This window comes from Enterococcus sp. AAFC-DPL-5182 (genome assembly GCF_058216605.1).
In genome coordinates, this window is the sequence record NZ_CM177101.1 from 2326361 (window position 1) to 2349320 (window position 22960).

A 22960-nucleotide genomic window follows, 5' to 3' on the forward strand; every position below is an offset into this window, starting at 1 on the left:
AAATAATGTTACATAATTTCAAAATCACTTATACAAAAGGGTGAATATTAAAAAAAAATACAAAATCGTTCATCACAATAGTACAGTTAATCAACCTGTATCACTTCGTTATTATAGCATGCGATCTTTTATTTGTTTAATGATTTGTTTGCTAAAACAAAACTGTAATCAATTTTTTATATTCCTTGTTTACTTATTCTCCATATCAATATAAGTTTAAGAAAAAATAAAGAAAATATTTAGGCTAAACGTATAAATGGACGAGTTTTCCAACGCTTGTTTCCCTACTAGTTCAACGATAGATCAAAAATCGTTACTCTATCCAGGACTAGACTTATTATGAAAAACTTAATACTTATCTAGTTGACTTTACTAGTGATATTCACTATATTTAGAGCGATCTGAATAACTTGTTAGGTGAGGCTCCTATGGAAACACAGGCTACTGCTCAAAAATGTCGAAAGACAGTAATGGGTAGGACAGGAATTGTCGAATTAAGGCTTTTCACAAAGTAGCTAAAAGCTCTGCTTTTTACGTTTCATAGTGCTAAAACTCAACGATGAGAATGATGAAAAGCTCTATTTGTGCTGAAATCAATCCCCCTTCGCTGAGTTATTCTAAGCGGAGGTTTTTTGTTTTGATAAATAATGTTGACAGAATTCTTAATTTTTTGGAGGTGGATATACAAATCGAAGAAGAAAATGTCTCTTCATAATGACATGGTATAGAGATTCTTCTTTTATTTCGAATTTACTGTGATTCATTATTTTTAGTAAATAGACTTTTTTATCCCCCATCTAAATCAATTCCTAAAGCCAAACTTTATTTGATGATCAATTAAAATGATTAGCGAGGAATAAAAAATGAAAACAGGAATGAAATTTTTAATTTGTATGATTCTTTTTGTTCTCTTGATTTTTACAGGAATCGGGAGTTACACGGCAATCAATTTTCATAACGGGAAAAAAATAGCTCAATCTCAAGTGAACAAGAGCAAAAATACTAATTTTTCTGGTGATCAACAGACAAATATGAAAGAAATCACGATTATGTTAATTGGTGATGATGGTCGTGAAGATGATGAAGATGGCGGACGCGCAGATACTTTGATGGTCGCCCACTATAATAGTGAAACTAAACAACCAAAATTAGTCTCAATCATGAGAGATTCTTATGTATCAATACCTGGTCATGGATTAGAAAAAATCAATGCAGCTTATGCCTATGGTGGAGCAGAATTAACTAGAAAAGTCCTTAATGACTCTTTTGGATTACCAATCAATTATTATATTTCAGCTGATTTTAATAATTTTATTCGGTTGATCAATGAGCTTTATCCAAAAGGGATTGAGATCGATGCGGAAAAAGATATCAATTTAGACAATGTCGACATCAAAAAAGGCAAACAAACCATGGATGGTAATACATTGTTACAGTATGCTCGTTTTAGAATGGACGAAGAAGGTGACTTTGGTCGTGTAAGAAGACAACAACAGGTCATGGACGCCCTGGCAAAACAATCTAAAGATGCCGTTTCCTTCTTACAACTTCCAAAAATTGCTGGTGAAGCTGTCGGTTACTTAGATACAAATATTCCTACTGACCTTCTAGTAGACTTGGCAAAAGATTTTCTAACAGGGAACGTAAAAAGTCTTGAAACATTATCTGTACCAGTTAAAGGGAGCTGGTCATTTAACGATTACACTGATGCAGGCAGTGTATTAGAAATAGACGAGAAACAAAACCAAGAAGCCATTCATAGCTTCTTGAGTGATGGAGCTGCAAAATGAAACAAATGAAGAGATTCTCAAAGATGCATTATTTAGACTTTTATATTCTGATCCCTTATTTTATCTTATGCGTCATTGGCATTCTAATGGTCTATAGTTCAAGTTCTTATCAACTATTAGATAGTGATCTTGGAACTTCTAGTAAAGCAATCAAGCAAACCATGTATTTTCTTTTTAGTATCGTTTGTATGAGTTTTGTTTATCGAATTAACTTGGCGGTTCTTCGTAAACCTAAAATGATGTATTTTATTTTGACCATGACCTTCCTATCCATTATCGCTTTACCGTTTATAGGGACCAGTGTTGGCGGCGCCAAGCGTTGGATAAACTTGGGGGTGCTTTTGTTTCAACCATCTGAGTTAGTTCCTTTAGTAATCGTTCTTTATTTGGCTTCCAATTTAGCTAAAACGGACACACTTGTCCCATTTAGATTCAAGGATCATAAACGCTCACTGCTAGTCGCTATTTTCTTTATGTTTTTTGTGGCTTTGCAGCCGAATATCGCTGGAGCATCAATGATTTTCATTCTTGTTTTAGTCTTGTTTTTATCTAGTGGACTTTCTCCTTGGTTTATGTCGATAGCTTTAATTGGTTTTGTTGCGATAAAACGGTTAGGAACAGTTCTTTTATTGTCGATTCCAACAAATTGGATGCCACAAAAATTCGGGTATTTAGTGACACGTTTTGAAGTGATGCAAAACCCTTTTATCGATCCAACTGGTAAAGGATTTCAAACGTCAAATGCCTACTATGCTATGCATAATGGCGGTTTTTGGGGATTAGGATTAGGCAATAGTATTCAGAAAAAAGGCTTCCTTCCAGCTCCTGATACAGATTTTATTTTTGCTATTTGTATCGAAGAGTTGGGCTTGATTTTTTCTTTAGGGATTTTATTTTTAGTATTTTTTATGGTTGCTCACTTATTCTTACTTGCAATAAGATCAAAAAATCTTTATTACTCTTATCTTTATATTGGTTGCGGAATGTTGCTTTTACTTCAAGTCGCTGTAAATGTAGGTAGTTTGTTAGGTTTTATTCCAATGACTGGATTGACCTTCCCCTTCATCAGTTATGGTGGATCTAGCTTACTGATACTGAGTATTACGCTTGGCATCGCTTTGAATGCCCGCGCTACAGAGATTAGAGAAACCACTAGGCAACAGGGAGGTATGGCATGAGAAAAATGTTAAATACCAAAAACGAACCAGTGAATTACGCCCTTCTCTTGCCTGTCTTTCTTTTGATATTAGTCGGTTTCATTGCTCAGTACGGTGCATTCCATGCAGACCCTTCTGTTGAATCAGTTGCACCTTTATTGAGGAAACAACTTTTATGGACTATTTTAGGTATTGTCACAATGTTTGCTACAATGTTCATTCCGATAAAATATTTATGGAAATTTACTCCTGCCCTTTACGCTTTATCGTTATTTGTAATGAGTTTACTTATAAAATTTCATGACCCAATAATGGCAGCCGCAACAGGTACCAAACGTTGGATTCGTATAGGACCAATTTCCTTTCAGCCATCAGAATTCATGAAATTAGGCTATATTTTGATGTTGGCCTATATTGTTACGAGAAGAAGACAAAAATCGTCGAATCCTTCAACTTTAAAAGAAGATTTTCGCTTATTAGGTGAATTATCACTTGTCAGCCTCCCTGTTTTTGCTTTAATGTTTTATCAAAAAGATTTTGGGACAAGTTTAGTTTTTATTTCTATTTTTCTTGGTATGGTACTTGTTTCTGGTTGCTCTTGGAAGATTTTAACAGTCGGTTTTGGGATTTTAGGTGTAATTGGCGTCAGTGGTATTTTGTTGGTTTTAACTGAGCGAGGACAAACAATCCTTTCCTATCTTCATTTTCAGCCATATCAGTTTAATCGGATCCATGCTTGGCTCAATCCTTTTGAATATGCGGATTCAATTTCATTTCAGCAAGCTCGCGGTCTGACTGCTATTGGGTCTGGAGAGATGTTGGGGAAAGGTCTGTCGAATTTACAAATCTACGTTCCTGTTAGAGAATCTGATATGATTTTCACTGTAATTGGTGAGGCTTATGGTTTTGTCGGTACTTGTGCGTTGATCCTGTTATTCTTTTATCTAATTTATCAAATGCTGATCTGTACGCTAAATGCAAAACGTGAATTTTATGCGTATATTACGACGGGTGTGATTATGTATTTCTTGTTTCACATTCTTGAAAATATCGGGTCTAATATTGGTTTGCTACCTTTAACGGGGATTCCTTTGCCTTTTATTAGTCAGGGCGGTACAGCTTATTTGGCTAATTTTATTGGGGTTGGGTTGATTCTTTCGATGTATTATCAGAAGGAGAAGATTTAGCTAGGGACTGTTTATTTGAATTAAAAAATAAAACGATGAAGTGAGCTTTTAAAAAGTTGCTTCATCGTTTTATTATATATTACCGGCTATCTCCTTTTCTTTCCAATTTATTCTAACTCCGTTATCCACTAGTAAAACACTTGATTTTTTAACAGATGGTATTCACTAAACAAAAGAAAAAGCTGAACCCTCTTATATCGAGGATTCAGCTCTCATTAAATTTCTATTCTTCTTCTTCCGCCATGAACGTATTGAAAACTTCTTCAATCATATCCCATTCAGCATCTGTTTCGATTTGTTGTAATTCGCCTTCTGTTCCTTCGTTGTTTTCGATGTATGCATAAGCTTGCAACTCAACATCTTCTTCTTCTGGAACACCTGCAGGATAAAGAAGTACGTAATTTTTACCGAATTCTTCTTGTCCGTCAACTGTTAATAAAATCTCATATAACGTTTCGTTTCCTTGTTCATCAACTAACGTAATATGTTCATGCCCTTCGTGATCGTGATCATGGTTATGTTCTTCTGCCATTTGTCTTGCTCTCCTTTTATCTTATACTTGTTGTTTAACAAGTTAGTTTAAATTTTATTGCCAGCGCCATCTAAATAATTTTGTAAAATCATGACAGCAGCTACTTTATCGATTACTTTTTTTCTTTTCGCTCTAGACGTGTTCGCTTGTTCGACTAACATACGTTCTGCCTGAACGGTGGTCAAACGTTCATCTTGATACGTAACAGGGAGTTGAAACATGTCTTCGATTTTTTTTCCATAAGCCATCGACGCTTCAGCTCTTGGTCCAATCGAGTTATTCATATTCTTTGGTAATCCAACAACAAAACGAGTCACTTCATATTCTTTGACTAATTCTGCCAAACGTTCAAAGCCAAATTCTTCCTGTTCTTCATTGATTCGAATGATCTCTACACCTTGTGCCGTCCAGCCAAATGGATCACTTACCGCGATTCCTACTGTCTTAGAGCCGACGTCAAGTCCCATTACTCTCATCGAATAGTGATTCCGTGATCGGATAAGTAATATTTAACCAGCTCTTCCATGATCTCATCCCGTTCGTGACGACGAATCAAATTTCGAGCGTCTTGATAACGAGGAATGTAGGCCGGGTCTCCAGAAAGCAAATAGCCCACAATCTGATTGATCGGATTATATCCTTTTTCCTCTAAAGCCTTGTATACAGTAGCTAGAGTCTCACTTACTTCCTTCTTACGACTGTCATCAAAATCAAAACGTACAGTTTCATCTGTAAAACCCATTTATCTACACCTCACTTTTATTCTATTCATACACATTCATTCTACTAAAAACAAGGCGAAACTACAAACAAAACTTAACATTTTCTGCTATATATTAAAGATTTCCTTTAATTTTATCAGAATCAGAAGATTATCAGCCAAATAAATTGGTTTTAGTCTCAAAATGAAGATGACTTACTCACTATTTTTACTACGAGTTGTTTTTTTATTGTATACTAGTTTAAAATGCTTGGATACAAATTAAGGGGTTTTTTTATGTTTGTTTGGATTATCGGTAGTATTATTGTGTTATTGATCAGTTTGTTTCGGATTTTATTAAAACAATCAAAAAAACCGACAGGATTACTCGGCACATGGATGATGCGTCTTTGGAATGGTGTGTATCTCCCTTTAGTGAAATGGACAATGACCAATCTCAACTTGAATGATCAGATAAATATTTTAGATATTGGTGTTGGCAATGGCGCTTCTAGTGCTTATCAGTTACAGCAGGCAAACTTATTATCAGTAACAGGTATCGACTTTTCTGAGGACGCTATCATACAAGCAAAAAAGAAGTATCCAAACGAAAGGCTTCACTTTGAAACAATGGATGTTCATACAATGACTTTTCAGCCTGAAACATTTGATCTTGTAACAGCATTTCAAACTCACTTTCATTGGGATGATCTAGACAAAGCTTCGCGTGAAATCCATCGTATTCTTAAACAAAACGGCCTTGTTGTATTTGCCTGTGAAACAGCAAAAATCAACTATTTTTTACCAAAATTCAAAAAGACAGACTCATTTCAAACTTACATGTCTGATCGAGGATTTTTACCTTACGATCACCATAAAACAACTCAATGGTCTATGTATGTTTTTCAAAAAGTAAAATGATGTGAAACGATCGCTTCACATCATTTTACTTTTTATAGATTAGTTAGCACCTTGACCATCAGTGCTTTTTGAGCATGAAGACGATTACCAGCTTCTTCATAAATAACAGAATGTACACCATCAATAATGTCAGCTGCGACCTCTTCTCCCCTATGTGCAGGTAGACAATGTAAGAATAGATAATCTTTTTTCGCCTGAGCAGCTATTTGATCATTGACTTGAAATGATTTGAATACTTTTTCTCGTTCTTTTTGTTCTGATTCATCTCCCATACTTGCCCATACGTCTGTTACTAAAACGTCAGCATTTTTCCCTGCTTGATCTGGTTCGTTCGAGATTTCAATGGTACTGCCACTTACTTTTGCGTTTTCTTTGGCAAGCTTCACAAACTCTTCTTTCGGTTCATATCCTTTTGGTGTTGCGATGCTTACATCCATTCCAACCAAACTTCCGCCAATCAAAAATGAATGCGCCATATTGTTTCCATCACCGATATAGGTTAATTTGACTCCTTCTAGTTTCCCTTTTTGTTCATAAATCGTTTGAAAATCTGCTAGTATCTGGCATGGATGATGATTGTCTGTTAGACCATTGATCACAGGAATGGATGCTTCAGCCGCTAACTCGGCCACCATCTGGTCTGAATAGGTACGAATCATGATCGCATCCACATAGTTAGACATGACTTTAGCCGTATCCTTCACAGGTTCTCCCCGTCCCATTTGAGTACTCTTGGAATCTAATACGATCGCTTGCCCTCCAAGTTGAATGATTCCTGCCTCAAAAGAGACACGTGTTCGAGTGCTGTTTTTTTCAAAGATCATTGCTAATATTTTCCCGGCTAGTACGCCACGATACTCTTCAGGATTTGCTTTGATTGCAACAGCTAACTCAATGATCCCCATAAATTCATCTTTTGTTAACTCAGTTAAGTTTAAAACACTTTTGCCATACATAGAATTTATCATTTATTTTTCTCCTTATTTATGTAATCTAAACGAGCTTGTCCCTCCTTGAAAGAAAAATTAGCTGCGTCACTTTGTATTTTACTCTATTTTTCGTTATTCAGCGTTGCCCTGTAATGTCCTATTACTTAAAACCTTACTTATTATCGCTAAAGCTTGTTTGATTTCTTCTACTTCAATCGTTAATGGTGGTAAAAGCCGCAAAACATTTTGTCCAGCCTTTAAAGTCAGCAACCCTTCTGCTTCCAATAAGTCCATCACTTGATTTAATGTATTGGTGTCAGAAAACTCAATACCAAGCATAAGGCCTTTACCACGGATAGCTTTGATCACCTTATTTTTTTCTGCTATCTGTGTTAAACCAGCTGCTAACAGCTGCCCTTTTTTCTGAACTTCCAACAAAAATTCCGTCTGATTGATTCGCTCAACTACTCTAGATGCTACGCACATCGCCAACTTATTTCCGCCAAAAGTAGAGCCATGACTGCCAGGTCCAAACGCTTCCGCCAAGTTCTTCTTCCCAAGCATTGCACCTACAGGAATTCCATTGCCTAAACCTTTAGCCAGTGTAAATATATCTGGCTCGATTTGATATCCTTCATAAGCATAAAAAGTGCCCGTTCGTCCAATTCCTGTTTGAATTTCATCGATGATCAATAAAGCACCAAACTCATGGCATAGTGATTGAACCGCTTGAATCCATTCCTCATCTGCTGGTACAACACCACCTTCGCCTTGAATCAGCTCCAACATGACAGCTGCTGTTTGCTGATTGATTTCAGCCTTCAAAGGCTCCAACTCATTAAAGGGTAAATAAATAAAATCTGGTACTAACGGAGCAAATCCTTGATGAATACTATTTTGTCCAGTGGCACTCATTGCACCATACGTTCGACCATGAAAAGAATTCGTAAATGTAATTATTTTACTTTTGCCTGTTGCTTTGCGGGCCAGCTTGATTGCAGCTTCATTTGCTTCTGCTCCACTGTTGCAAAAATAGCTGATATACTCTTTCTCATTTGCTAATTTTTCAGCGACTTGTTCTTGTAATTGATTTTCATATAAATTAGGCGTATGCCATAAAAGAGTAGACTGCTCTAGCAATACTTGATTCAATTCAGGATCATTATACCCTAAATTCATTACGCCAATGCCACTAGTAAAATCAAGGTAGTTGTTCCCTGTTTGATCTGTCAGTACATTTTTAGCCCCTTTGATCAATTCCAACTCTTTTCTTTGATAATTTGGAAATAAATAACTCATACAAAGACCCCCTTGGATTTAATGATGGTTCCAGCGTGTTGAATTTGATTGGTGATATGAACTTCCTTTACGCCACCTTTGATAGCTGCTACAGCACTTTCTAATTTAGGCAGCATCCCACCTTTGATAATTTTTTCTCTCTTTAGTTTAGGCACTTCACTAGTGGAGAGTTCTTTTAACCACTGATTTTCCTTTTTTACTCCTGGAACATCCGTTAGTAGATAGAGCTTTTCAGCTTGTAATTCTTCCGCAACTTTACATGCAACGTGATCAGCGTTGATGTTCAGCCATTCACCTGTTTTTGTCAAACCTAGTGGAGCAATGATCGGGATATGCTTCGTTTTAAGTAAGTGTTCTAATAATTCTGTATCCACTTGCTCGACCTCTCCAACTGCCCCTAATGTATGTTCATCAACAAATGATCCCGTAATGATTTGACCACAAGATGCATTTAGTCCTACAACTGAGAAACCTTCCTGTTGAAAATGAGCTGTGATCATCGGTTGCACTTGACCGATCAAAACCATTTGAGTGATCTTTAATGTTTCAGCGGTAGTTACACGTAGTCCATCTTGAATCACCACAGGTACATTTAAACGCTGCATCATTTCAGAAATATAATGTCCGCCTCCGTGAACAATAACGACTTGTTTCCCTTCTTTTTGCCAACGATCGACTTGTTCAAAAAATGCTTTTGTTAAGTTATCACTGGCTACTCCACCCATTTTAATAACAATGACCTTCTTCATACTTGTCGCTCCCTTTATGTTTTAAACGTTCTGTTTTGTATTTTATTTGATTGTTCCTTTTTTTATGGATAAATCGGTAACTGATCTAATCCACATCGTTCATCAAATCCTGCAAAAATATTTAAATTTTGAATTGCTTGCCCTGCAGCACCTTTCCCCAAATTATCAATGACTGTAACAATCGTGACCATATTTGTCTGTGTATTATAGGCAAGTCCGATATCACAATAATTTGAGCCAATCACCTGTTTAAGTACAGGATAATGCCCAACTTCTTGAACTCTTATAAAGGGATTATGTTCAAAATGTGCTTGATAGAGTTGAACCAATTCCTCGTCAGAAATCGGTTGTGTCAATTTAGCATAAGCTGTTAGAAAAATCCCTCTAGTCACTGGAATCAATGATGTTGAAAATTGAATTGCTGTAAGAGCAGGCGCCCATTTTTTTAATTGTTGCACGATTTCAGGAATATGTTGGTGGCTATTCATTTTGTACAAGGTCATATTATCATGTGTTTCTGAAAAATGAGTTGCTTGAGATAACCCTTTACCTGCACCTGAAATACCTGATTTAGCATCGATTACGATAGAATCTAAGCTTAGTTTACCTTCTTTTAGTAATGGAGCTAAAGATAACTCCGCAGCCGTAGCGTAGCACCCAGGGTTAGCGATCCATTTTGAGTGTGGCACTTCTCGATACTCTGCTAAGCCATAATCAAACTTTTGGATCAAAGGCATCGGAGCTGCACTAGAGCCATACCAAGTTTCATACGCTCCAAGCTCCTTTAACCGAAAATCACCAGATAAATCAATCACAGGAAAATCAGCTTCAACGAAAGACTTTGCCAACTCTTTTGAAATACCCGACGGAGTCGCAAAAAAAACTAAATCACTTTTTTTCATTATTTCTTCTGGATCGATTTTTTCTAAAGGTAAGGTAATGAGTTGCTGTAAATGTGGATAGACTTCATCTATTGATTTTTTATTCATTGAATGACCATGGATCGAAACGACTTCGACAAGTGGATGCTGTCTAAGATAGCGTAAAAGCTCCAATCCACTATAGCCTGTTACACCAACAATCGAGACCTTCATCAGCTTCACTTCTTTTCTTTTTTATTTTACCAAGCTATGTGTTGTTTTTCATATTATACGTTTTCTCACGAGACAAGTCAACGGTTTTTTATTAATTTATACAAATAAAATAAATATTTATGCAAAAAAAACAACCAGAATATTCATCTTGTTTTGAATAAAAATAGGTCAGTGGAAAAGCATTATGAGCTTTTCTACTGACCTTGATCAATTTTTCTTCTACTTAAAATTCCAAGAACTATACAGAAAGATAAATCACAATCGTTCCATCTTCCTTGTAATGTTCCACATCCGTCAGATAAGTACGTTTTGCTTCCAGCACTTCGTCTTTCCAAATTTTTTGCCAAGCTTCACCTACACCTTCGGGGCTAGCAACGGCTACTGGGATCTCCACATAATCACCAGCAAGAATAACTGAATTCTCATGAAAATCTGCCTTTTCATTTCCCACTAATAAGTCATAATCTCCCTTAAAGTTGCTTTCATAGTTTGAATAAACAGCGAAGACTTCGCCTTCTAAGTTCATTTTCGCAACGTTACTCCACAACGCAATAATTTCATCTAAATGGTTATTGTTCGTGCGAATTTTCTTTCCTTTAATTATTTTTTCAGTCACTCTAATTGTCATTTTATTCACTCCTCTACATTTCTAAAGATGAGCTTATCATAAAAATAATGACAGCTGTCTGTCATCATTTAACTTAATTTTGTCTATTCATTATAAATAAAACTGTACCAGAACAATACTAATCAAAATAAGAATACCAGGCAGAAAATTAGATACTCTGATTTTGCTGATTCCCATTATATTCAACCCAATACCTAAAATCATCAAACCACCGATTGCACTTATTTCCATCATCAATACATCCAACAGTTCTTTAGGAATATAACGCATCAGAATGCTGGCAAGGAAAGCAATGATACCTTGATAAAGAAAAACGGGTACTGCAGAAAAAAGGACACCAACGCCTAATGTCGCTGTCAACATAATTGACAAAAAACCATCCATAACAGCTTTTGTAAACAACGTTTGATGATTATTCGCTACGCCACTTTCTATAGCACCAATAATTCCCATTGATCCAATCATAAAAATCAATGACGCAGTTACAAACCCTTCGGCAAAATTACTACCTGGTTTTGCGAAACGCTTTTCCAGCTTCAAGCCAAGATCGTTCATTTTGTCTTCAATCCCAAGCAGTTCTCCTAGCATTGCCCCTAAACATAAACTAATCAAAATCACAATAAATGATGAAGTTTTAAAAGCCATTTGAACCCCTAATACCACAACGCCCAGTCCAATGCCTTTCGTTACAGTATCTTTCATTTGTTCAGATATATTACGCAAAACAGCGCCAAGTAAACTCCCAAAAATAATTGCTAATCCATTAACCAATGAACCCAATAATATCATTTTTTTCCTCCCAAACCTTAGATATTTTCATACTTTTTCTTATTATACGATAAGAAATGCGAAAGAGATATTTTAAGCTCTAGAAAAATCTATAAGGACCAAAAAATCATGATTTGTGCATAATGATTGGTTCTTATGTTTATTTTTGTTGTTCCATGCTATTTTTTCCAACCATAATCAACTATACTAATCATAGATAAGATGATAGAACCTAAAAGTGAGGAAAATAAATGACAACAATAGATATAGAAAAAGTTTTGGAGACTTGTTTATTGGCTGGAAAAATCATGTTGGAAAGCGATGCTGAGATGTATCGAGTAGAGGATACCATGAGTCGAATTGCTTTAGCTTCGGGAGATTATCGCCTAGTCAGTTACGTTACGCAAACCGGTCTTTTCGTTGGTCTAGATGGGACATCAACGATTCGCATGGTCCAAATTTTAAATCGCTCGATCAATTTAGAAAAAGTTTCCAGAATCAATCAGCTGTCCAGAGAATATGTGACTGGACGTTACACCTTGGATGAGCTTTTAGATGAACTAAAAACATTAGAGCAAGAACGGAAATTTTTTCCTTTATGGCTAAGATTCATCAGCGCTGCTGTTGTGAGCGGAACGATCATGATTTTATTTGGTGGTGTTTGGGATGACCTGCTTTTGACCTGTTTGATCGGAGGGGGCGGTTATATTCTGTATTATTCCAGTTTAAAAGTCTTACGAATCAAATTTCTCTCCGAGTTTTTAGCTGCTTTCTTTATTGGGTGTGCGGCTCTTTTGAGCAGTAAAATCGGGTTAGGCATCAATCAGGATATGATTATTATAGGATGTGTCATGCCCTTAGTTCCTGGAGTTCAAATGACGAATGCCTTACGCGACTTGCTTGCTGGACATTATCTTTCAGGTGTTTCCAGAGGTACTGAGGCAATGATGACTGCCTCTATGATCGGCTTTGCAATTGCTTTTGTTTTTCAATTATTTTATTAGACATGATCGTTATGCATTTTTAAGAATTTGGAGGTTCTCAAATGACCACTTTACTGATTCAGTTTTCTTTTAGTTTTTTATCATCGGCCGCATATGCTATCATTACAAATGTTCCCAGACGATCATTGATTGCCTGTGGCTTATCTGGTGCATCTGGCTGGATGTTTTATTGGTTTGTGATTCAATTAGGTGGTAACGCCGCTTTAGGCTCCCTACTGGGTGCATTAAGTGTTGCCGCAGTTAGCTTTATCTGTTCACGAAAATTAAAATTACCTGTCACTATTTTTAATATCCCCGGCATGGTTCCTTTGGTTCCAGGTGGCTTAGCCTATCAAGCGGTACGAAATTTAGTCATTGGTAATTACGAAACAGCTATTTACTCTACCGTCCAAGCCATCATGATCGCTGGAGCCATTGCTTTAGGCCTCGTTTTATCAGAGGTCTTAAATCATAACATCAGAAACTTTAGAGAAAAGCGTGAAATCGTTAGTTTGATTAGAAAGAAACAGGAAAAGTAATCATAAATTTTAACTGAAATAGTCAAGAGGTGAGTTGATGAGTGTAATCACTTTTCTTTCAAGAACTAACTTAAGAAAGGAACAGAAACATGATTAAAAAAATCGATGTCTTAACATCATTTGAATTAGATGAAATAGTACAAATTTGGCTAACAGCCAATTGTGAGGCCCATCCTTTTATCCCAGAAAGCTATTGGCAAAAAAACGTTGAATTTGTAAAAGAAGAATTACCCAAAGCCGATCTCTATATTTATTGTGAGAAAAATAAAATAATTGGCTTTTTGGGCATGAATGATACTTATATCGCTGGAATTTTTGTCCTGAATGGCTATCGAAATCTAGGAATCGGTCAAAAGCTTTTAGACGAAGCAAAACAGGTCCATGATGAGTTGACCCTTTCTGTTTATGCTAAAAATCAGAAGGCTGTGAATTTTTATAAAAAACAAGGATTTCAACAAATCAATGAACAAACCGATAATACTGGCGAGATAGAATATCAGCTTCTTTGGAAAAAATAATAAAAGTACCAGCCGAAAAAATCGGCTGGTACTTTTTTATTAAAACGAACGATACACATATTGATTCTTCGGTTCTTCCACTTGTTTGACTTTTGTAACATCAACTGCTGGAATCTCCCGTTTAAAAGGTGTATAGTATTCAGAACGAATCGTCCCTTTTAACTCCACCCAGTCATTGTTGCTGAATGTTTGACCTTCTGGCATATTCGTCAACAATCCAAACACTCCAGAATCTGCCACACAATGAATGATTCCAAATCGGAAAACAAATGTTCCTGGTTGTTCCTTTCGTTTAGAATTAAAGATAAACCCCTTATAAGAAATGGTCTTACCAGCAAATTCACTAGGATAGTTATAAATCAATTCCATCACTTCTAAATAATTTTCATCGGTGATCGTCACGTGATTGTCTTTTACATATTTTTTCAACGCTTGTTTCATTTGTTCATTGTAATCCGTTTTATCAAAATAAATACTTGTATCTGGTTTTAAGAATTGAGTCTCTACATCGGGATCCCCCACAGACTCTTTACTTAACGGAAAGTTAAAGCCTTTCGCTTCAACGATCGACGTATCCAAACTAATCGTCGGAAACATAAAGCCTACAACTAATGGCAACGCTAATAATAAATACGCAATCCCACGTTGATACGGTTTGGTCAAACCATGATCATGTCCTTCGTGGTTATGATGATTTTCAGACTTTTTATCCTCTTCTTTGTTCCAAAGAATCAGCTGAACAATCGCTAACACAAAAGAAAGTGCCATCGACAAAATCGCCAAATAGCTGTAATGAACATTTATATATTGATTCAGTCTGCCAGATACCTGCAAATACATCATCAACATCGTATAGCCAATCAAAATCAAAAAACGAATCATCTACTCTTCCCTCCTTAAATAGCTAGTGCATAAAGACTAACAACAACTGTCACGATTCCAACAAATTTCAACATAAATGATGTTTTAAAATAACGTTTCATCATCAATAAATTCTTGATATCCACCATTGGTCCAAAAACAAGAAATCCTACAACTGGTCCACTGCCAAATAAACTCAATAATGAAGAACCAATAAAGGCATCGGCTTCCGAACATAATGACAACGTCGCTGCTAAGATAAGCATCACTAAAATCGCTAAAATTTTGGTATGACCTAATTGTAAAATAGCCCCTGTTGGCAAATAAGTCTGCATAGCAGCAGCTAACAAGGAACCAAAAATCAAATAGCGACCTGAATCAAAAAACTCATCGATGCCATGTGTCAATACAGACCATCCTTTATGCCAAGCTGTTTCTTTCTCATGATGATGGGCTTCTATTTGGCATGCCTGATCGAGTTCTGTTTGAGTTAGAATCGGTTCTTTGTTGATGTAAGCTAACCAAACACCGACGACCAAGGCTACTAACATACTCCCAACAACCCGCCAAACAACAAACTTTATTGAATTACTAAAAGCGATGTAAGTAGAAAATAGTACGATGGGATTAATGATAGGAGCTGTAATCATAAAGGCAAACGCCGTATAAGTGGGAACTTCCTTTTTAACAAACTGATGAACAATCGGCACAATACCGCATTCACAAGATGGAAAAAAGAACCCTAGCAAACTTCCGACAACAATCGATAAAAATTTATTTTTTGGCAGTATTTTTTTGACTCTCTCTGGTGTTAAAAACACTTGTAAAGCACCTGAGATCACGCAACCAAGCATCACAAACGGTAAAGCTTCGATCACGATAGACAAGAAAATAGTACCCATTTGTAAAACTGAATGGGGTAAAAACTGAAACATCTAATTCCTCCTACTGCTAAAAATAACACCAGTAATCGCATATGGTACGGATACTTTTTTAACATTCAAAAATATAATTAACTATACTGCACCTCTAACAAAAATACAAGATAAGCTCGAATATATTAAAACATCTATAAGATTTTCATTTCATAACAAAAAGAGTAAACCAAAACGAAAAAAGACTGTTGGTTTACTCTTAATTGGTCAAATCGCAAATAATTCTGATGCTGATTCAGGGTCTGTATCGTAGACGTTAAAATCAAAATTAACCCCTAGCCCTTTTTCAGCTAAAATCGATTCCATCGCCATTCTAGCATGTTCTTTGGTATTATTTTCCTTACTTAAATGCCCTAAATAAATCCGTTTCGTATGATCCCCGATCACATCAGCCATCGTCAAAGCCCCATCATCATTTGATAAGTGACCTTTGTCTCCTAAAATTCTCTGTTTTAAGCTCCAAGGATACGGACCCATCCGTAAAATCTCTAATTCATGATTGCTTTCAATTAAATAAGCATCTGCATCTTTGATTATACCACGTACGTGGTCACTGCAATATCCTGTATCTGTCAGCATGACAAACGAACGGTTATCCTTAAAGAAACGGTAGAATTGCGGAGCTGCTGCATCATGGGAAACACCAAAACTTTCGATATCCATATCACCAAACGTTAATACTTTTCCCATATCAAAGACATGCTTTTGCTCAAGCGCAACATTTCCGATCAATGGATCCATTGCTGCCCACGTTTTTTCATTCGCATAGACGTCTAATTTATATTTTCTAGCAAGGACACCGACACCATGAATATGATCACGATGTTCATGTGTTACTAAAATAGCATCCAAGTCTTCTGGTTTACGGCCGACTTCTGCTAGTAATGAAGTGATTTTTTTCCCACTCAAGCCTGCATCAATAAGCAGCTTCTTCTTCTCTGTTTCAATAAAAAGGGAATTACCGGTACTGCCACTGGCAAGAATGCTGATGTTAAAAGCTTTTTCTTGACTCATTTTTTCTATTCGCTTCCCTTCTTTAGTCTACAGCTACTTATTATACAACCATCACTACTGATTTTCCACCTTTGGCACAGTATTATTTGTAATGATCGTATTGCTCATGGCATTCACCTGTTCTATCTGTAAATTACTACCACTAGACTTGATTCCAACAAACCATACAGGTACATACACATTTTTCTCACGAATTTTATAAATTCTTGTATAAGCTAGCTCTCTAAACGTAATCTTCGCGTTGCTAGGAATCTTATTATTGATATACAACGTTTCAATAGCATCACGTTCAGAAGATAAATCCATCTTATCCCTCAACTCTTCGATTCCTTGAATATGAGTTTGTGTATACTTATAAATTTTGTGTAGGCCATCTGACTCATCTGACTTTTCCAACTTTAATGAAATTTGAGCCGTATCATCTTTAAAAGGAATATTTTTATAACTTTGAGAAACAATGACTTCTGGAAATTCACCATCTAATGTAGAAAATTCAGGTAAATAAAGGTACTGATTGCCAAACAAAACGCTATCTTTATCGTTTAAAAATGCTTCTAAAGACTTTTTAACATTCTTCTCATCAATAAAGTAACTCGTTTGAGTGTAATTCATTTGAGGATACGCAGTTAATGAATTATCGATCAGTTCGATTCCATTTTTAAAAAAATTACGGTCTCTCGTTTCTCGTTCATTTTGAATTGCATCATAAAAGTTCGTTTGTTCACCACTCAAATAATATCCTTCTTTTTTTCCACCAGAAAGTACACCTTTATACGAAATGCCATCCTTTCCCAACCTCTTTTCAATACTGTCTGTCTGCTCAGAAAAAGAAACATTGCTCTCTTCTTTTACCCCTTCTTGATAAATACCAAAAAGAAACAGATTTAAGCCTAAAAAGGCAAGGAAAAAAATCCACTCAATTCGTTTAAAGTCCATTATTCCACCTCCAAATTCGCCAATTGTTCCACTAATTCGCGCTCTGGATACCATTTATTATCATAGCGAATATACCATTCTGGAGTCAGGTCGACTACTTGGGTTATTTCCTCGATTTTATGCCAAGTATAACCGATCATCATTGAATTGATTTTTTCAGTATCTACGCCATTTGCTATCAACTGCTCTAATAAGTTTTCTGTACTTTTCAAGGTAACTTCTTCTTCTGATGGAATCGGCACTTGAATCGTATCCACGCTTGTTTCGATGACCACACTTGATTTTTCGGCTTTATCATTGCCGATCGTAATCCGAACTTGACCTTTATCATTCTCACTAAAGACTGGAAATCCCTCTACGAATGTTCGATAATTGATCTCTGCCTCTGTTCGATCAAAATAACGAATATTCCCCATATTTGTTCCTAGTTTTTTTATATACTTGAAACTATCAGAGTAAATATTATCTTTGACTGTTCTAGCCTCTAAATCGCCATTGAAGTGGATTGTTCCTAGTTTTTCATCTGCAGTTAGCCGTTCACTACCGCTTGTATAAGATAAATCCTTGCTATCTTCGTTTGTTTGAATATCGTCTGTATTCGAGAAAAAAGCATTTCGAAACTTCGTCACTGGCTGAGAGGCTAAAATATAACTATATTTTTTCATTTTTAGATCTTCTGACAAGTAATAATGTTTCCCATCAAGTGCTTGTTGCTCAGAAATTTGGTTATATTGCACACCAACTTTATTCATTAAATTCAAGACTTTTTCGTTGTTTATAGTAATTGGTGCTTCGTAAACATCTTTACGGTTAAAATCTAAAAAACGAATTTTGTTTTGTGCTAGATCGACCTGAATACAAGTAAAATAAATTTCATCAGCATCGATATCTGTTAGATTTAACTCTAAATTATAGACGGACACATATTCTCTTAATAGAAATGGTCCTTCATAAAGTAATTCAAAACCTTGCCCCATTGCCAGGTAGTTTTCAAATTGTTCTAAGTCTCCACTAACAGTTTGAGCAATTTTCCCAAACGAACTGTGCTTGATTTCATTTTGGATATTCGTGATCAAGTTCTCACTAGTATTCATTTCTGATTTTCCATCTTGCATACGAACTAAACGCAACGGTAAAAATACGTCTGTGTCTATCCGCTCATTGACAACTGCACTTGTCAATTGAGAATCATTTTTTATAGGCTGTTCTTTTTTTGCAGAACTGATCCAAATACTAAAAGAAAAGTACAAACTTAGGAGTACTAACAAAACCAAACCGATTCTTACGATTTTTTCTGTTATTTTCATTCCCACCAGTCCTCCTCATAAGGTTCATAAGGCAAGGAGATATAAAAGGTAGACCCTTGACCTTCCTGACTTTCCACCCAAATCGCCCCATTATGAGCCTTAACCACTTCTCTTGAAATCGCCAAACCAAGACCTGTTCCACCCTGCTCTCTCGCACGGGCTTTGTCTACACGATAGAAACGTTCAAAGACTTTATTGACATCTTTTTTGGGGATACCTAGACCTTGATCAGTTACACTAAACACAACATTATTATGTGTTTCAAGCAAACGACAGGTGATTTCTCCGCCATCGGGTGAGTATTTGATAGCATTATTTAAAATATTATCCAATACTTGAATCACTTTATCTGTATCTAACTCCACCCAAAGATCCCGTTTTGTAAACTCACGATGAATCGTATAGTTTTTATCATTCGCTTCAACCATCATATCAAAACGATCTAAAACGAAATTAATCAATTCATTAAAATTGACGTATTCTAATTGTAATTCTCCGTTGCCAGAATCCATTCTTGAAAGATTCAATAAATCATTGATCATGCGGATCATGCGGTCTGTTTCTTCTAGCGTAACTTTTAAGAAATTAGGGGCAATTTCTGGATTTTCCCAAGCTCCTTCACTTAAAGCTTCAATATAACTTCTCATACTAGTTAAAGGTGTCCGCAATTCATGAGAAACATTAGAAACAAACTCTCGACGCTCCCGTTCATTCTTTTCTTGCTCCGTTACGTCATGTAACACACAAACAAGTCCAGTAATAAATCCAGATTCTCGACGAATCATTGCAAAATCAACACGAATGATCATTTGATCTTCTTCCCTTGAAGACAAAGAACGATCGATCAAAATTTCTTCTGGTTCTTCTAATAATTTCCTCAATGTATAATCCGTTTCAATATCTAATAATTCTAGTAAAGAAGAACCGATCACATCTTCATCCTTCACATTCAATAAAGAAAGTGCCATTTCATTGATCGTAATGACCTTCCCTCGTCTATCTGTTGCAATAACACCGTCAGTCATATGTGCTAGCACGCTATCTAAACGATTCCGCTCTGCTTCCATCGTTTCTTGTGCTTCTTCAATTCGTTCAGAGAGTTGATTGAACGTTTCTGCTAGCTGACCTAATTCATCTTTTCCATAAACTTTTACTTTTCCAGTGTAATCACCTTTAGCAATTCGTAAGGCTTGTTCCCGCATCTCACCAATCGGCTGAGTAATCGATCTGGCAATCAAAAGAGTCACAATGATTGAAATCGCTCCAGCTATAATAGATGCCGTAAAGAAGATACGAGCTGTGTCTGTGATCTCCTGGTACTTGCCTTCGGTATTACTTTTAACATAAAGAACCCCGATGACAGTGTCGCCAGTCGGGGATTGAATAGGCTGAACATTGATATATACACGATTCTCATTATCCATCGCAGGATATTTTTTGGCACTAAAATCGTTCAAGTCACGATAATCATTTTTCTTTCCAACGATTCCTTGTCGATTTAAATCACTTGTTGCCCTTACGATTCCTTTATCATCAACAACGCGAGCTTCGATCGTTTCCGATCCAGAGAAATCACTCAAGGTCTTTTTCAAATCGGCGTCGACCTCTGTTCGCTCTCGATCTTTTTCACCTAATTTTGCACTAAGTGTGCTTGCCAACTGAGTCACTTGTCGATCAACATTTTGCTTATAATCATTGATCGTTGTCGATTCCAGCTCACGGATAAAATAGCCACCGATAATTTGAATCGCAATCAATAGTAACAAAATAAATGATAATGCAATCTTAAAATTTACCGATTGAAAAAAGTGAACTTTTTTCTTCATAAATCACTACTCCTGTTCAGGGTTTCGAAGATAATAGCCGACACCACGACGAGTGACTAAGTAAGTTGGATGACTTGGGCTATCTTCGATCTTCTCTCTTAAACGACGTACAGTCACGTCAACCGTACGAACATCTCCAAAATAATCATAACCCCAAACCGTTTGAAGTAAATGTTCGCGCGTCATCACTTGTCCGATATGTTTCGCTAAATAATAAAGCAATTCAAATTCACGATGAGTCAATTCGATTTTACTGCCTCGTTTTGATACCATATAAGCATCAGGATGAATCGTTAAGTCTCCTATAGAAAGTTCTGATTGTGTTGTTGATTCTGCTTCTTTAGCACTTGTAGCGCCACGACGCAAGTTCGCTTTGACACGGGCAACAAGTTCACGATTAGAAAACGGTTTGGTCACATAATCATCTGCCCCTAATTCTAATCCTAAAACCTTATCGATCTCAGAATCTTTGGCCGTCACCATAATGATCGGCATATCATAGGTTTTGCGAACTTCTCTGGCAACTTCCAGACCATCCATTTTTGGTAACATCAAATCTAAGATAATTAAATCTGGTTCTACTTCTTTCACTTTTTCAACAGCTTCTTCACCATCGTAAGCCGTGAAAACTTCATATCCTTCTTTTGTAAGGTTGTACTTCACAATTTCTGAAATCGGCTTTTCATCATCTACAACTAATATTTTTTTCATATAAGAGGCACCTCTTTTTTCTTTTGTCTTTTCATAGTCTAAACATATTCTCCCTCATTATACCTTATTTTGTCCACTGTTTCATCTTTGATAAAAGAGTCCTTACTCTTTCTTATCTATATCTTGCAAAAAAAAAGGTTTTCTGACTATAATTAGGAATAAGTTTTTTTAAAGGAAGCGATAAAATGAAAGCACCAAGATTACAAGCTGGTGATGAAATTCGAGTCATTGCGCCATCCAGCAGTTTTTCACGTTTAACAGATTTAGGAATTAAATCCGCTGAAAAAAAATTAACAGATTTAGGTTTTCACGTCACCTTTTCTGAACATACAAATGAACAAGATGTGTTAGGCTCTTCTTCGATCATGAGTCGAGTCAAAGATTTGCATGAAGCTTTTTCAGATGACAACGTCAAAGGGATTCTAACGGCCATCGGCGGATTCAACAGCAACGAACTACTGCCTTACCTTGATTTTGAATTGATCAAACGCCACCCTAAAATTTTTTGCGGCTACAGTGATATTACTGCTTTATGTAATGCAATCACAGCTAAAACAAAGTTACTCACCTATGTGGGTCCCCATTTTTCCAGTTTTCAAATGGATGAGCTACAGGACTATCAAACCGAAACATTTTTACACGCAACAACTGATGAAAAAGCTTTTCATGTGACGGCCTCTGAGTCTTGGAGCCAAGACGAATGGTATTTACCCGAGCCTAAGCGAGTATTACATGAGAATAAATGGAAAGTCTATAGTCATTCGAAATCCGTTACCGGAAGATGTTACGGTGGGAATTTAGGTACGTTCCAACTACTGTTTGGTACACGCTTTTTACCAGACCTTGAACGCTCTATTTTATTTGTTGAAAATGCTGAAGAAGATGACTATCATGATTTCGCTCGTGGTTTAGCTGCTTTGCTGCAAGTCGTAAGACATCCTCAGGCCTTATTGATCGGACGTTTTCCAAAAGAAACAGAAATGACTGAAGAACGACTATTAGCTATTTTAGCAAAATATCCTTTATTACGAGAAATTCCTGTGATTTATGATATGAACTTCGGTCATACGCAGCCGATTTTTACGATTCCGATCGGTGATCAAGCGACTGTCGATACTTCACAGAAAAAAATCACCTTTTTTTAAACAGAAAGCCTCTAATAGAGACTTCACAAATAAGTGAAGCAAACATTAGAGACTTTCTTTTTTATATTCTTTTTCCAATTGTTCGTACAATGTAATTTTATTATCCAGTAATTCTAAATGACTTTTGGCTTTTTCATATTCAGCTATAATATTTATTCGATGGTTTAATAATAAATTTTTACGTTGAGTAATCGTTGAATCACCAAGGTTTCTCAGTTGGGTATATCGTTTGATTTCTTTTAAGGAGATACCCGTCTTTTTTAATTTATTCACGAATTTCGCCCACTCAAGATCTTCCTCTCCATAAACACGATAATTATGTTCATCTCTAGATGGTTTAATCAATCCCTCTTTTTCATAATAGCGCAGTGTATGTTCGCTGATGTCAATCTTTTTTGCAAATTCACTAATCGTGTAAATTTTTTCCACAT

The 22960-nt window shown here is 36.2% G+C and carries 25 protein-coding genes and 1 riboswitch; of the genes, 8 read left to right on the forward strand and 17 right to left on the reverse strand.

Annotation, left to right across the window (positions count from 1 at the left end):
- The first annotated feature begins 402 nt into the window (after positions 1–402).
- Positions 403–572, forward strand: a riboswitch (M-box (ykoK) riboswitch).
- A gap of 291 nt (positions 573–863) precedes the next feature.
- From AC4BB7_RS10845 to AC4BB7_RS10855, 3 genes are read left to right on the forward strand one after another with little or no spacing between them, the layout of a single operon-like run.
- Positions 864–1790, forward strand: coding sequence for an LCP family protein (locus AC4BB7_RS10845; RefSeq protein ID WP_086313517.1), 927 nt, complete (start codon positions 864–866; stop codon positions 1788–1790).
- Positions 1787–2968 carry an FtsW/RodA/SpoVE family cell cycle protein gene (locus tag AC4BB7_RS10850; RefSeq protein WP_086313518.1) on the forward strand — a complete coding sequence of 394 codons (1182 nt, stop codon included), beginning with the start codon at positions 1787–1789 and terminating at the stop codon, positions 2966–2968. Before AC4BB7_RS10845 ends, AC4BB7_RS10850 begins: the two co-directional genes overlap by 4 nt.
- Positions 2965–4134 carry an FtsW/RodA/SpoVE family cell cycle protein gene (locus AC4BB7_RS10855; RefSeq protein ID WP_490483021.1) on the forward strand — a complete coding sequence of 390 codons (1170 nt, stop codon included), beginning with the start codon at positions 2965–2967 and terminating at the stop codon, positions 4132–4134. The genes AC4BB7_RS10850 and AC4BB7_RS10855 overlap by 4 nt, the downstream gene beginning before the upstream one ends.
- 223 nt (positions 4135–4357) lie before the next feature.
- Here AC4BB7_RS10855 and AC4BB7_RS10860 read toward each other — a convergent pair whose 3' ends face one another.
- From AC4BB7_RS10860 to AC4BB7_RS10870, 3 genes are read right to left on the reverse strand one after another with little or no spacing between them, the layout of a single operon-like run.
- Positions 4358–4666, reverse strand: a complete 309-nt coding sequence (locus tag AC4BB7_RS10860; RefSeq protein WP_010760984.1) for a DUF1292 domain-containing protein — start codon at positions 4664–4666, stop codon at positions 4358–4360.
- Between the two features lie 47 nt (positions 4667–4713).
- Entirely contained in the window at positions 4714–5142 is a 429-nt protein-coding gene (gene ruvX / locus AC4BB7_RS10865) for a Holliday junction resolvase RuvX (RefSeq protein WP_086313520.1), read from the reverse strand.
- A complete protein-coding gene (locus AC4BB7_RS10870) occupies positions 5139–5408 on the reverse strand; it encodes an IreB family regulatory phosphoprotein (RefSeq protein WP_010760982.1) in 270 nt (89 codons plus the stop codon). The genes ruvX and AC4BB7_RS10870 overlap by 4 nt, the downstream gene beginning before the upstream one ends.
- Positions 5409–5663: 255 nt before the next feature.
- Between AC4BB7_RS10870 and AC4BB7_RS10875 the strand changes: the two genes are divergently transcribed.
- The gene (locus AC4BB7_RS10875; protein ID WP_490483022.1) at positions 5664–6287 is read left to right on the forward strand and encodes a class I SAM-dependent methyltransferase; all 624 of its coding nucleotides are present in this window, start codon (positions 5664–5666) and stop codon (positions 6285–6287) included.
- Between the two features lie 32 nt (positions 6288–6319).
- On the opposite strand, the gene argF is transcribed toward AC4BB7_RS10875, so the two are convergent.
- The 6 genes from argF to AC4BB7_RS10905 form a co-directional block, all read right to left on the reverse strand.
- On the reverse strand, positions 6320–7255 hold the full coding sequence (argF, locus tag AC4BB7_RS10880; protein ID WP_490483023.1) for an ornithine carbamoyltransferase: 936 nt from the start codon (positions 7253–7255) through the stop codon (positions 6320–6322).
- 93 nt (positions 7256–7348) lie between these two features.
- Entirely contained in the window at positions 7349–8515 is a 1167-nt protein-coding gene (gene argD, locus AC4BB7_RS10885; protein ID WP_490483024.1) for an acetylornithine transaminase, read from the reverse strand.
- Positions 8512–9264 carry an acetylglutamate kinase gene (gene argB / locus AC4BB7_RS10890; RefSeq protein WP_490483025.1) on the reverse strand — a complete coding sequence of 251 codons (753 nt, stop codon included), beginning with the start codon at positions 9262–9264 and terminating at the stop codon, positions 8512–8514. The genes argD and argB overlap by 4 nt, the downstream gene beginning before the upstream one ends.
- A 62-nt stretch (positions 9265–9326) precedes the next feature.
- A complete protein-coding gene (argC, locus tag AC4BB7_RS10895) occupies positions 9327–10358 on the reverse strand; it encodes an N-acetyl-gamma-glutamyl-phosphate reductase (RefSeq protein WP_490483026.1) in 1032 nt (343 codons plus the stop codon).
- Between the two features lie 238 nt (positions 10359–10596).
- On the reverse strand, positions 10597–10986 hold the full coding sequence (locus AC4BB7_RS10900; RefSeq protein WP_490483027.1) for a GyrI-like domain-containing protein: 390 nt from the start codon (positions 10984–10986) through the stop codon (positions 10597–10599).
- 90 nt (positions 10987–11076) lie between these two features.
- Positions 11077–11775, reverse strand: a complete 699-nt coding sequence (locus tag AC4BB7_RS10905) for a DUF554 domain-containing protein (protein WP_086313527.1) — start codon at positions 11773–11775, stop codon at positions 11077–11079.
- Positions 11776–12005: 230 nt separating this feature from the next.
- Here AC4BB7_RS10905 and AC4BB7_RS10910 point away from each other — a divergent pair, with 230 nt between their 5' ends.
- From AC4BB7_RS10910 to AC4BB7_RS10920, 3 genes are all read left to right on the forward strand, one after another.
- Positions 12006–12758: a threonine/serine exporter family protein gene (locus AC4BB7_RS10910; protein ID WP_490483028.1), complete on the forward strand. Its 753-nt coding sequence runs from the start codon at positions 12006–12008 to the stop codon at positions 12756–12758.
- A gap of 41 nt (positions 12759–12799) precedes the next feature.
- Positions 12800–13276, forward strand: coding sequence for a threonine/serine exporter family protein (locus tag AC4BB7_RS10915; RefSeq protein WP_490483029.1), 477 nt, complete (start codon positions 12800–12802; stop codon positions 13274–13276).
- An 89-nt stretch (positions 13277–13365) separates the two neighbouring features.
- Positions 13366–13794: a GNAT family N-acetyltransferase gene (locus tag AC4BB7_RS10920; protein WP_490483030.1), complete on the forward strand. Its 429-nt coding sequence runs from the start codon at positions 13366–13368 to the stop codon at positions 13792–13794.
- A 39-nt stretch (positions 13795–13833) separates the two neighbouring features.
- Here the strand turns inward: AC4BB7_RS10920 and AC4BB7_RS10925 are convergent, their stop codons facing one another.
- The 7 genes from AC4BB7_RS10925 to yycF all read right to left on the reverse strand — a co-directional run bounded on the left by AC4BB7_RS10925 (position 13834) and on the right by yycF (position 21384).
- On the reverse strand, positions 13834–14676 hold the full coding sequence (locus tag AC4BB7_RS10925) for a TIGR03943 family putative permease subunit (RefSeq protein WP_490483031.1): 843 nt from the start codon (positions 14674–14676) through the stop codon (positions 13834–13836).
- Between the two features lie 14 nt (positions 14677–14690).
- Entirely contained in the window at positions 14691–15590 is a 900-nt protein-coding gene (locus AC4BB7_RS10930) for a permease (protein ID WP_490483032.1), read from the reverse strand.
- 207 nt (positions 15591–15797) lie between these two features.
- Entirely contained in the window at positions 15798–16604 is an 807-nt protein-coding gene (locus AC4BB7_RS10935) for an MBL fold metallo-hydrolase (protein WP_086313533.1), read from the reverse strand.
- A gap of 54 nt (positions 16605–16658) precedes the next feature.
- Positions 16659–17540, reverse strand: coding sequence for a two-component system regulatory protein YycI (locus AC4BB7_RS10940; RefSeq protein ID WP_086313534.1), 882 nt, complete (start codon positions 17538–17540; stop codon positions 16659–16661).
- Positions 17540–18847, reverse strand: a complete 1308-nt coding sequence (locus tag AC4BB7_RS10945) for a YycH family regulatory protein (RefSeq protein WP_490483033.1) — start codon at positions 18845–18847, stop codon at positions 17540–17542. Before AC4BB7_RS10945 ends, AC4BB7_RS10940 begins: the two co-directional genes overlap by 1 nt.
- Positions 18844–20673 (reverse strand): cell wall metabolism sensor histidine kinase WalK, encoded by a 1830-nt coding sequence (gene walK / locus AC4BB7_RS10950; RefSeq protein WP_086313536.1) that lies wholly within the window; start codon positions 20671–20673, stop codon positions 18844–18846. The genes AC4BB7_RS10945 and walK overlap by 4 nt, the downstream gene beginning before the upstream one ends.
- Positions 20674–20679: 6 nt before the next feature.
- Positions 20680–21384 carry a response regulator YycF gene (gene yycF / locus AC4BB7_RS10955; protein WP_086313537.1) on the reverse strand — a complete coding sequence of 235 codons (705 nt, stop codon included), beginning with the start codon at positions 21382–21384 and terminating at the stop codon, positions 20680–20682.
- A gap of 185 nt (positions 21385–21569) precedes the next feature.
- On the opposite strand from yycF, the gene AC4BB7_RS10960 reads away from it, so the two are divergent.
- Complete coding sequence (locus AC4BB7_RS10960; protein WP_490483034.1) at positions 21570–22529, forward strand: S66 family peptidase; 960 nt, start codon at positions 21570–21572, stop codon at positions 22527–22529.
- A 45-nt stretch (positions 22530–22574) separates the two neighbouring features.
- Here AC4BB7_RS10960 and AC4BB7_RS10965 read toward each other — a convergent pair whose 3' ends face one another.
- Positions 22575–22958 carry a MerR family transcriptional regulator gene (locus tag AC4BB7_RS10965; protein ID WP_490483035.1) on the reverse strand — a complete coding sequence of 128 codons (384 nt, stop codon included), beginning with the start codon at positions 22956–22958 and terminating at the stop codon, positions 22575–22577.
- Positions 22959–22960 lie beyond the last annotated feature (2 nt).

Coding starts and splice junctions, on each gene's coding strand:
- AC4BB7_RS10845 (WP_086313517.1), top strand. CDS start 864: ATGAAAACAGGAATGAAATTTTTAATTTGTATGATTCTTTTTGTTCTC.
- AC4BB7_RS10850 (WP_086313518.1), top strand. CDS start 1,787: ATGAAACAAATGAAGAGATTCTCAAAGATGCATTATTTAGACTTTTAT.
- AC4BB7_RS10855 (WP_490483021.1), top strand. CDS start 2,965: ATGAGAAAAATGTTAAATACCAAAAACGAACCAGTGAATTACGCCCTT.
- AC4BB7_RS10860 (WP_010760984.1), bottom strand. CDS start 4,666: ATGGCAGAAGAACATAACCATGATCACGATCACGAAGGGCATGAACAT.
- ruvX (WP_086313520.1), bottom strand. CDS start 5,142: ATGAGAGTAATGGGACTTGACGTCGGCTCTAAGACAGTAGGAATCGCG.
- AC4BB7_RS10870 (WP_010760982.1), bottom strand. CDS start 5,408: ATGGGTTTTACAGATGAAACTGTACGTTTTGATTTTGATGACAGTCGT.
- AC4BB7_RS10875 (WP_490483022.1), top strand. CDS start 5,664: ATGTTTGTTTGGATTATCGGTAGTATTATTGTGTTATTGATCAGTTTG.
- argF (WP_490483023.1), bottom strand. CDS start 7,255: ATGATAAATTCTATGTATGGCAAAAGTGTTTTAAACTTAACTGAGTTA.
- argD (WP_490483024.1), bottom strand. CDS start 8,515: ATGAGTTATTTATTTCCAAATTATCAAAGAAAAGAGTTGGAATTGATC.
- argB (WP_490483025.1), bottom strand. CDS start 9,264: ATGAAGAAGGTCATTGTTATTAAAATGGGTGGAGTAGCCAGTGATAAC.
- argC (WP_490483026.1), bottom strand. CDS start 10,358: ATGAAGGTCTCGATTGTTGGTGTAACAGGCTATAGTGGATTGGAGCTT.
- AC4BB7_RS10900 (WP_490483027.1), bottom strand. CDS start 10,986: ATGACAATTAGAGTGACTGAAAAAATAATTAAAGGAAAGAAAATTCGC.
- AC4BB7_RS10905 (WP_086313527.1), bottom strand. CDS start 11,775: ATGATATTATTGGGTTCATTGGTTAATGGATTAGCAATTATTTTTGGG.
- AC4BB7_RS10910 (WP_490483028.1), top strand. CDS start 12,006: ATGACAACAATAGATATAGAAAAAGTTTTGGAGACTTGTTTATTGGCT.
- AC4BB7_RS10915 (WP_490483029.1), top strand. CDS start 12,800: ATGACCACTTTACTGATTCAGTTTTCTTTTAGTTTTTTATCATCGGCC.
- AC4BB7_RS10920 (WP_490483030.1), top strand. CDS start 13,366: ATGATTAAAAAAATCGATGTCTTAACATCATTTGAATTAGATGAAATA.
- AC4BB7_RS10925 (WP_490483031.1), bottom strand. CDS start 14,676: ATGATTCGTTTTTTGATTTTGATTGGCTATACGATGTTGATGATGTAT.
- AC4BB7_RS10930 (WP_490483032.1), bottom strand. CDS start 15,590: ATGTTTCAGTTTTTACCCCATTCAGTTTTACAAATGGGTACTATTTTC.
- AC4BB7_RS10935 (WP_086313533.1), bottom strand. CDS start 16,604: ATGAGTCAAGAAAAAGCTTTTAACATCAGCATTCTTGCCAGTGGCAGT.
- AC4BB7_RS10940 (WP_086313534.1), bottom strand. CDS start 17,540: ATGGACTTTAAACGAATTGAGTGGATTTTTTTCCTTGCCTTTTTAGGC.
- AC4BB7_RS10945 (WP_490483033.1), bottom strand. CDS start 18,847: ATGAAAATAACAGAAAAAATCGTAAGAATCGGTTTGGTTTTGTTAGTA.
- walK (WP_086313536.1), bottom strand. CDS start 20,673: ATGAAGAAAAAAGTTCACTTTTTTCAATCGGTAAATTTTAAGATTGCA.
- yycF (WP_086313537.1), bottom strand. CDS start 21,384: ATGAAAAAAATATTAGTTGTAGATGATGAAAAGCCGATTTCAGAAATT.
- AC4BB7_RS10960 (WP_490483034.1), top strand. CDS start 21,570: ATGAAAGCACCAAGATTACAAGCTGGTGATGAAATTCGAGTCATTGCG.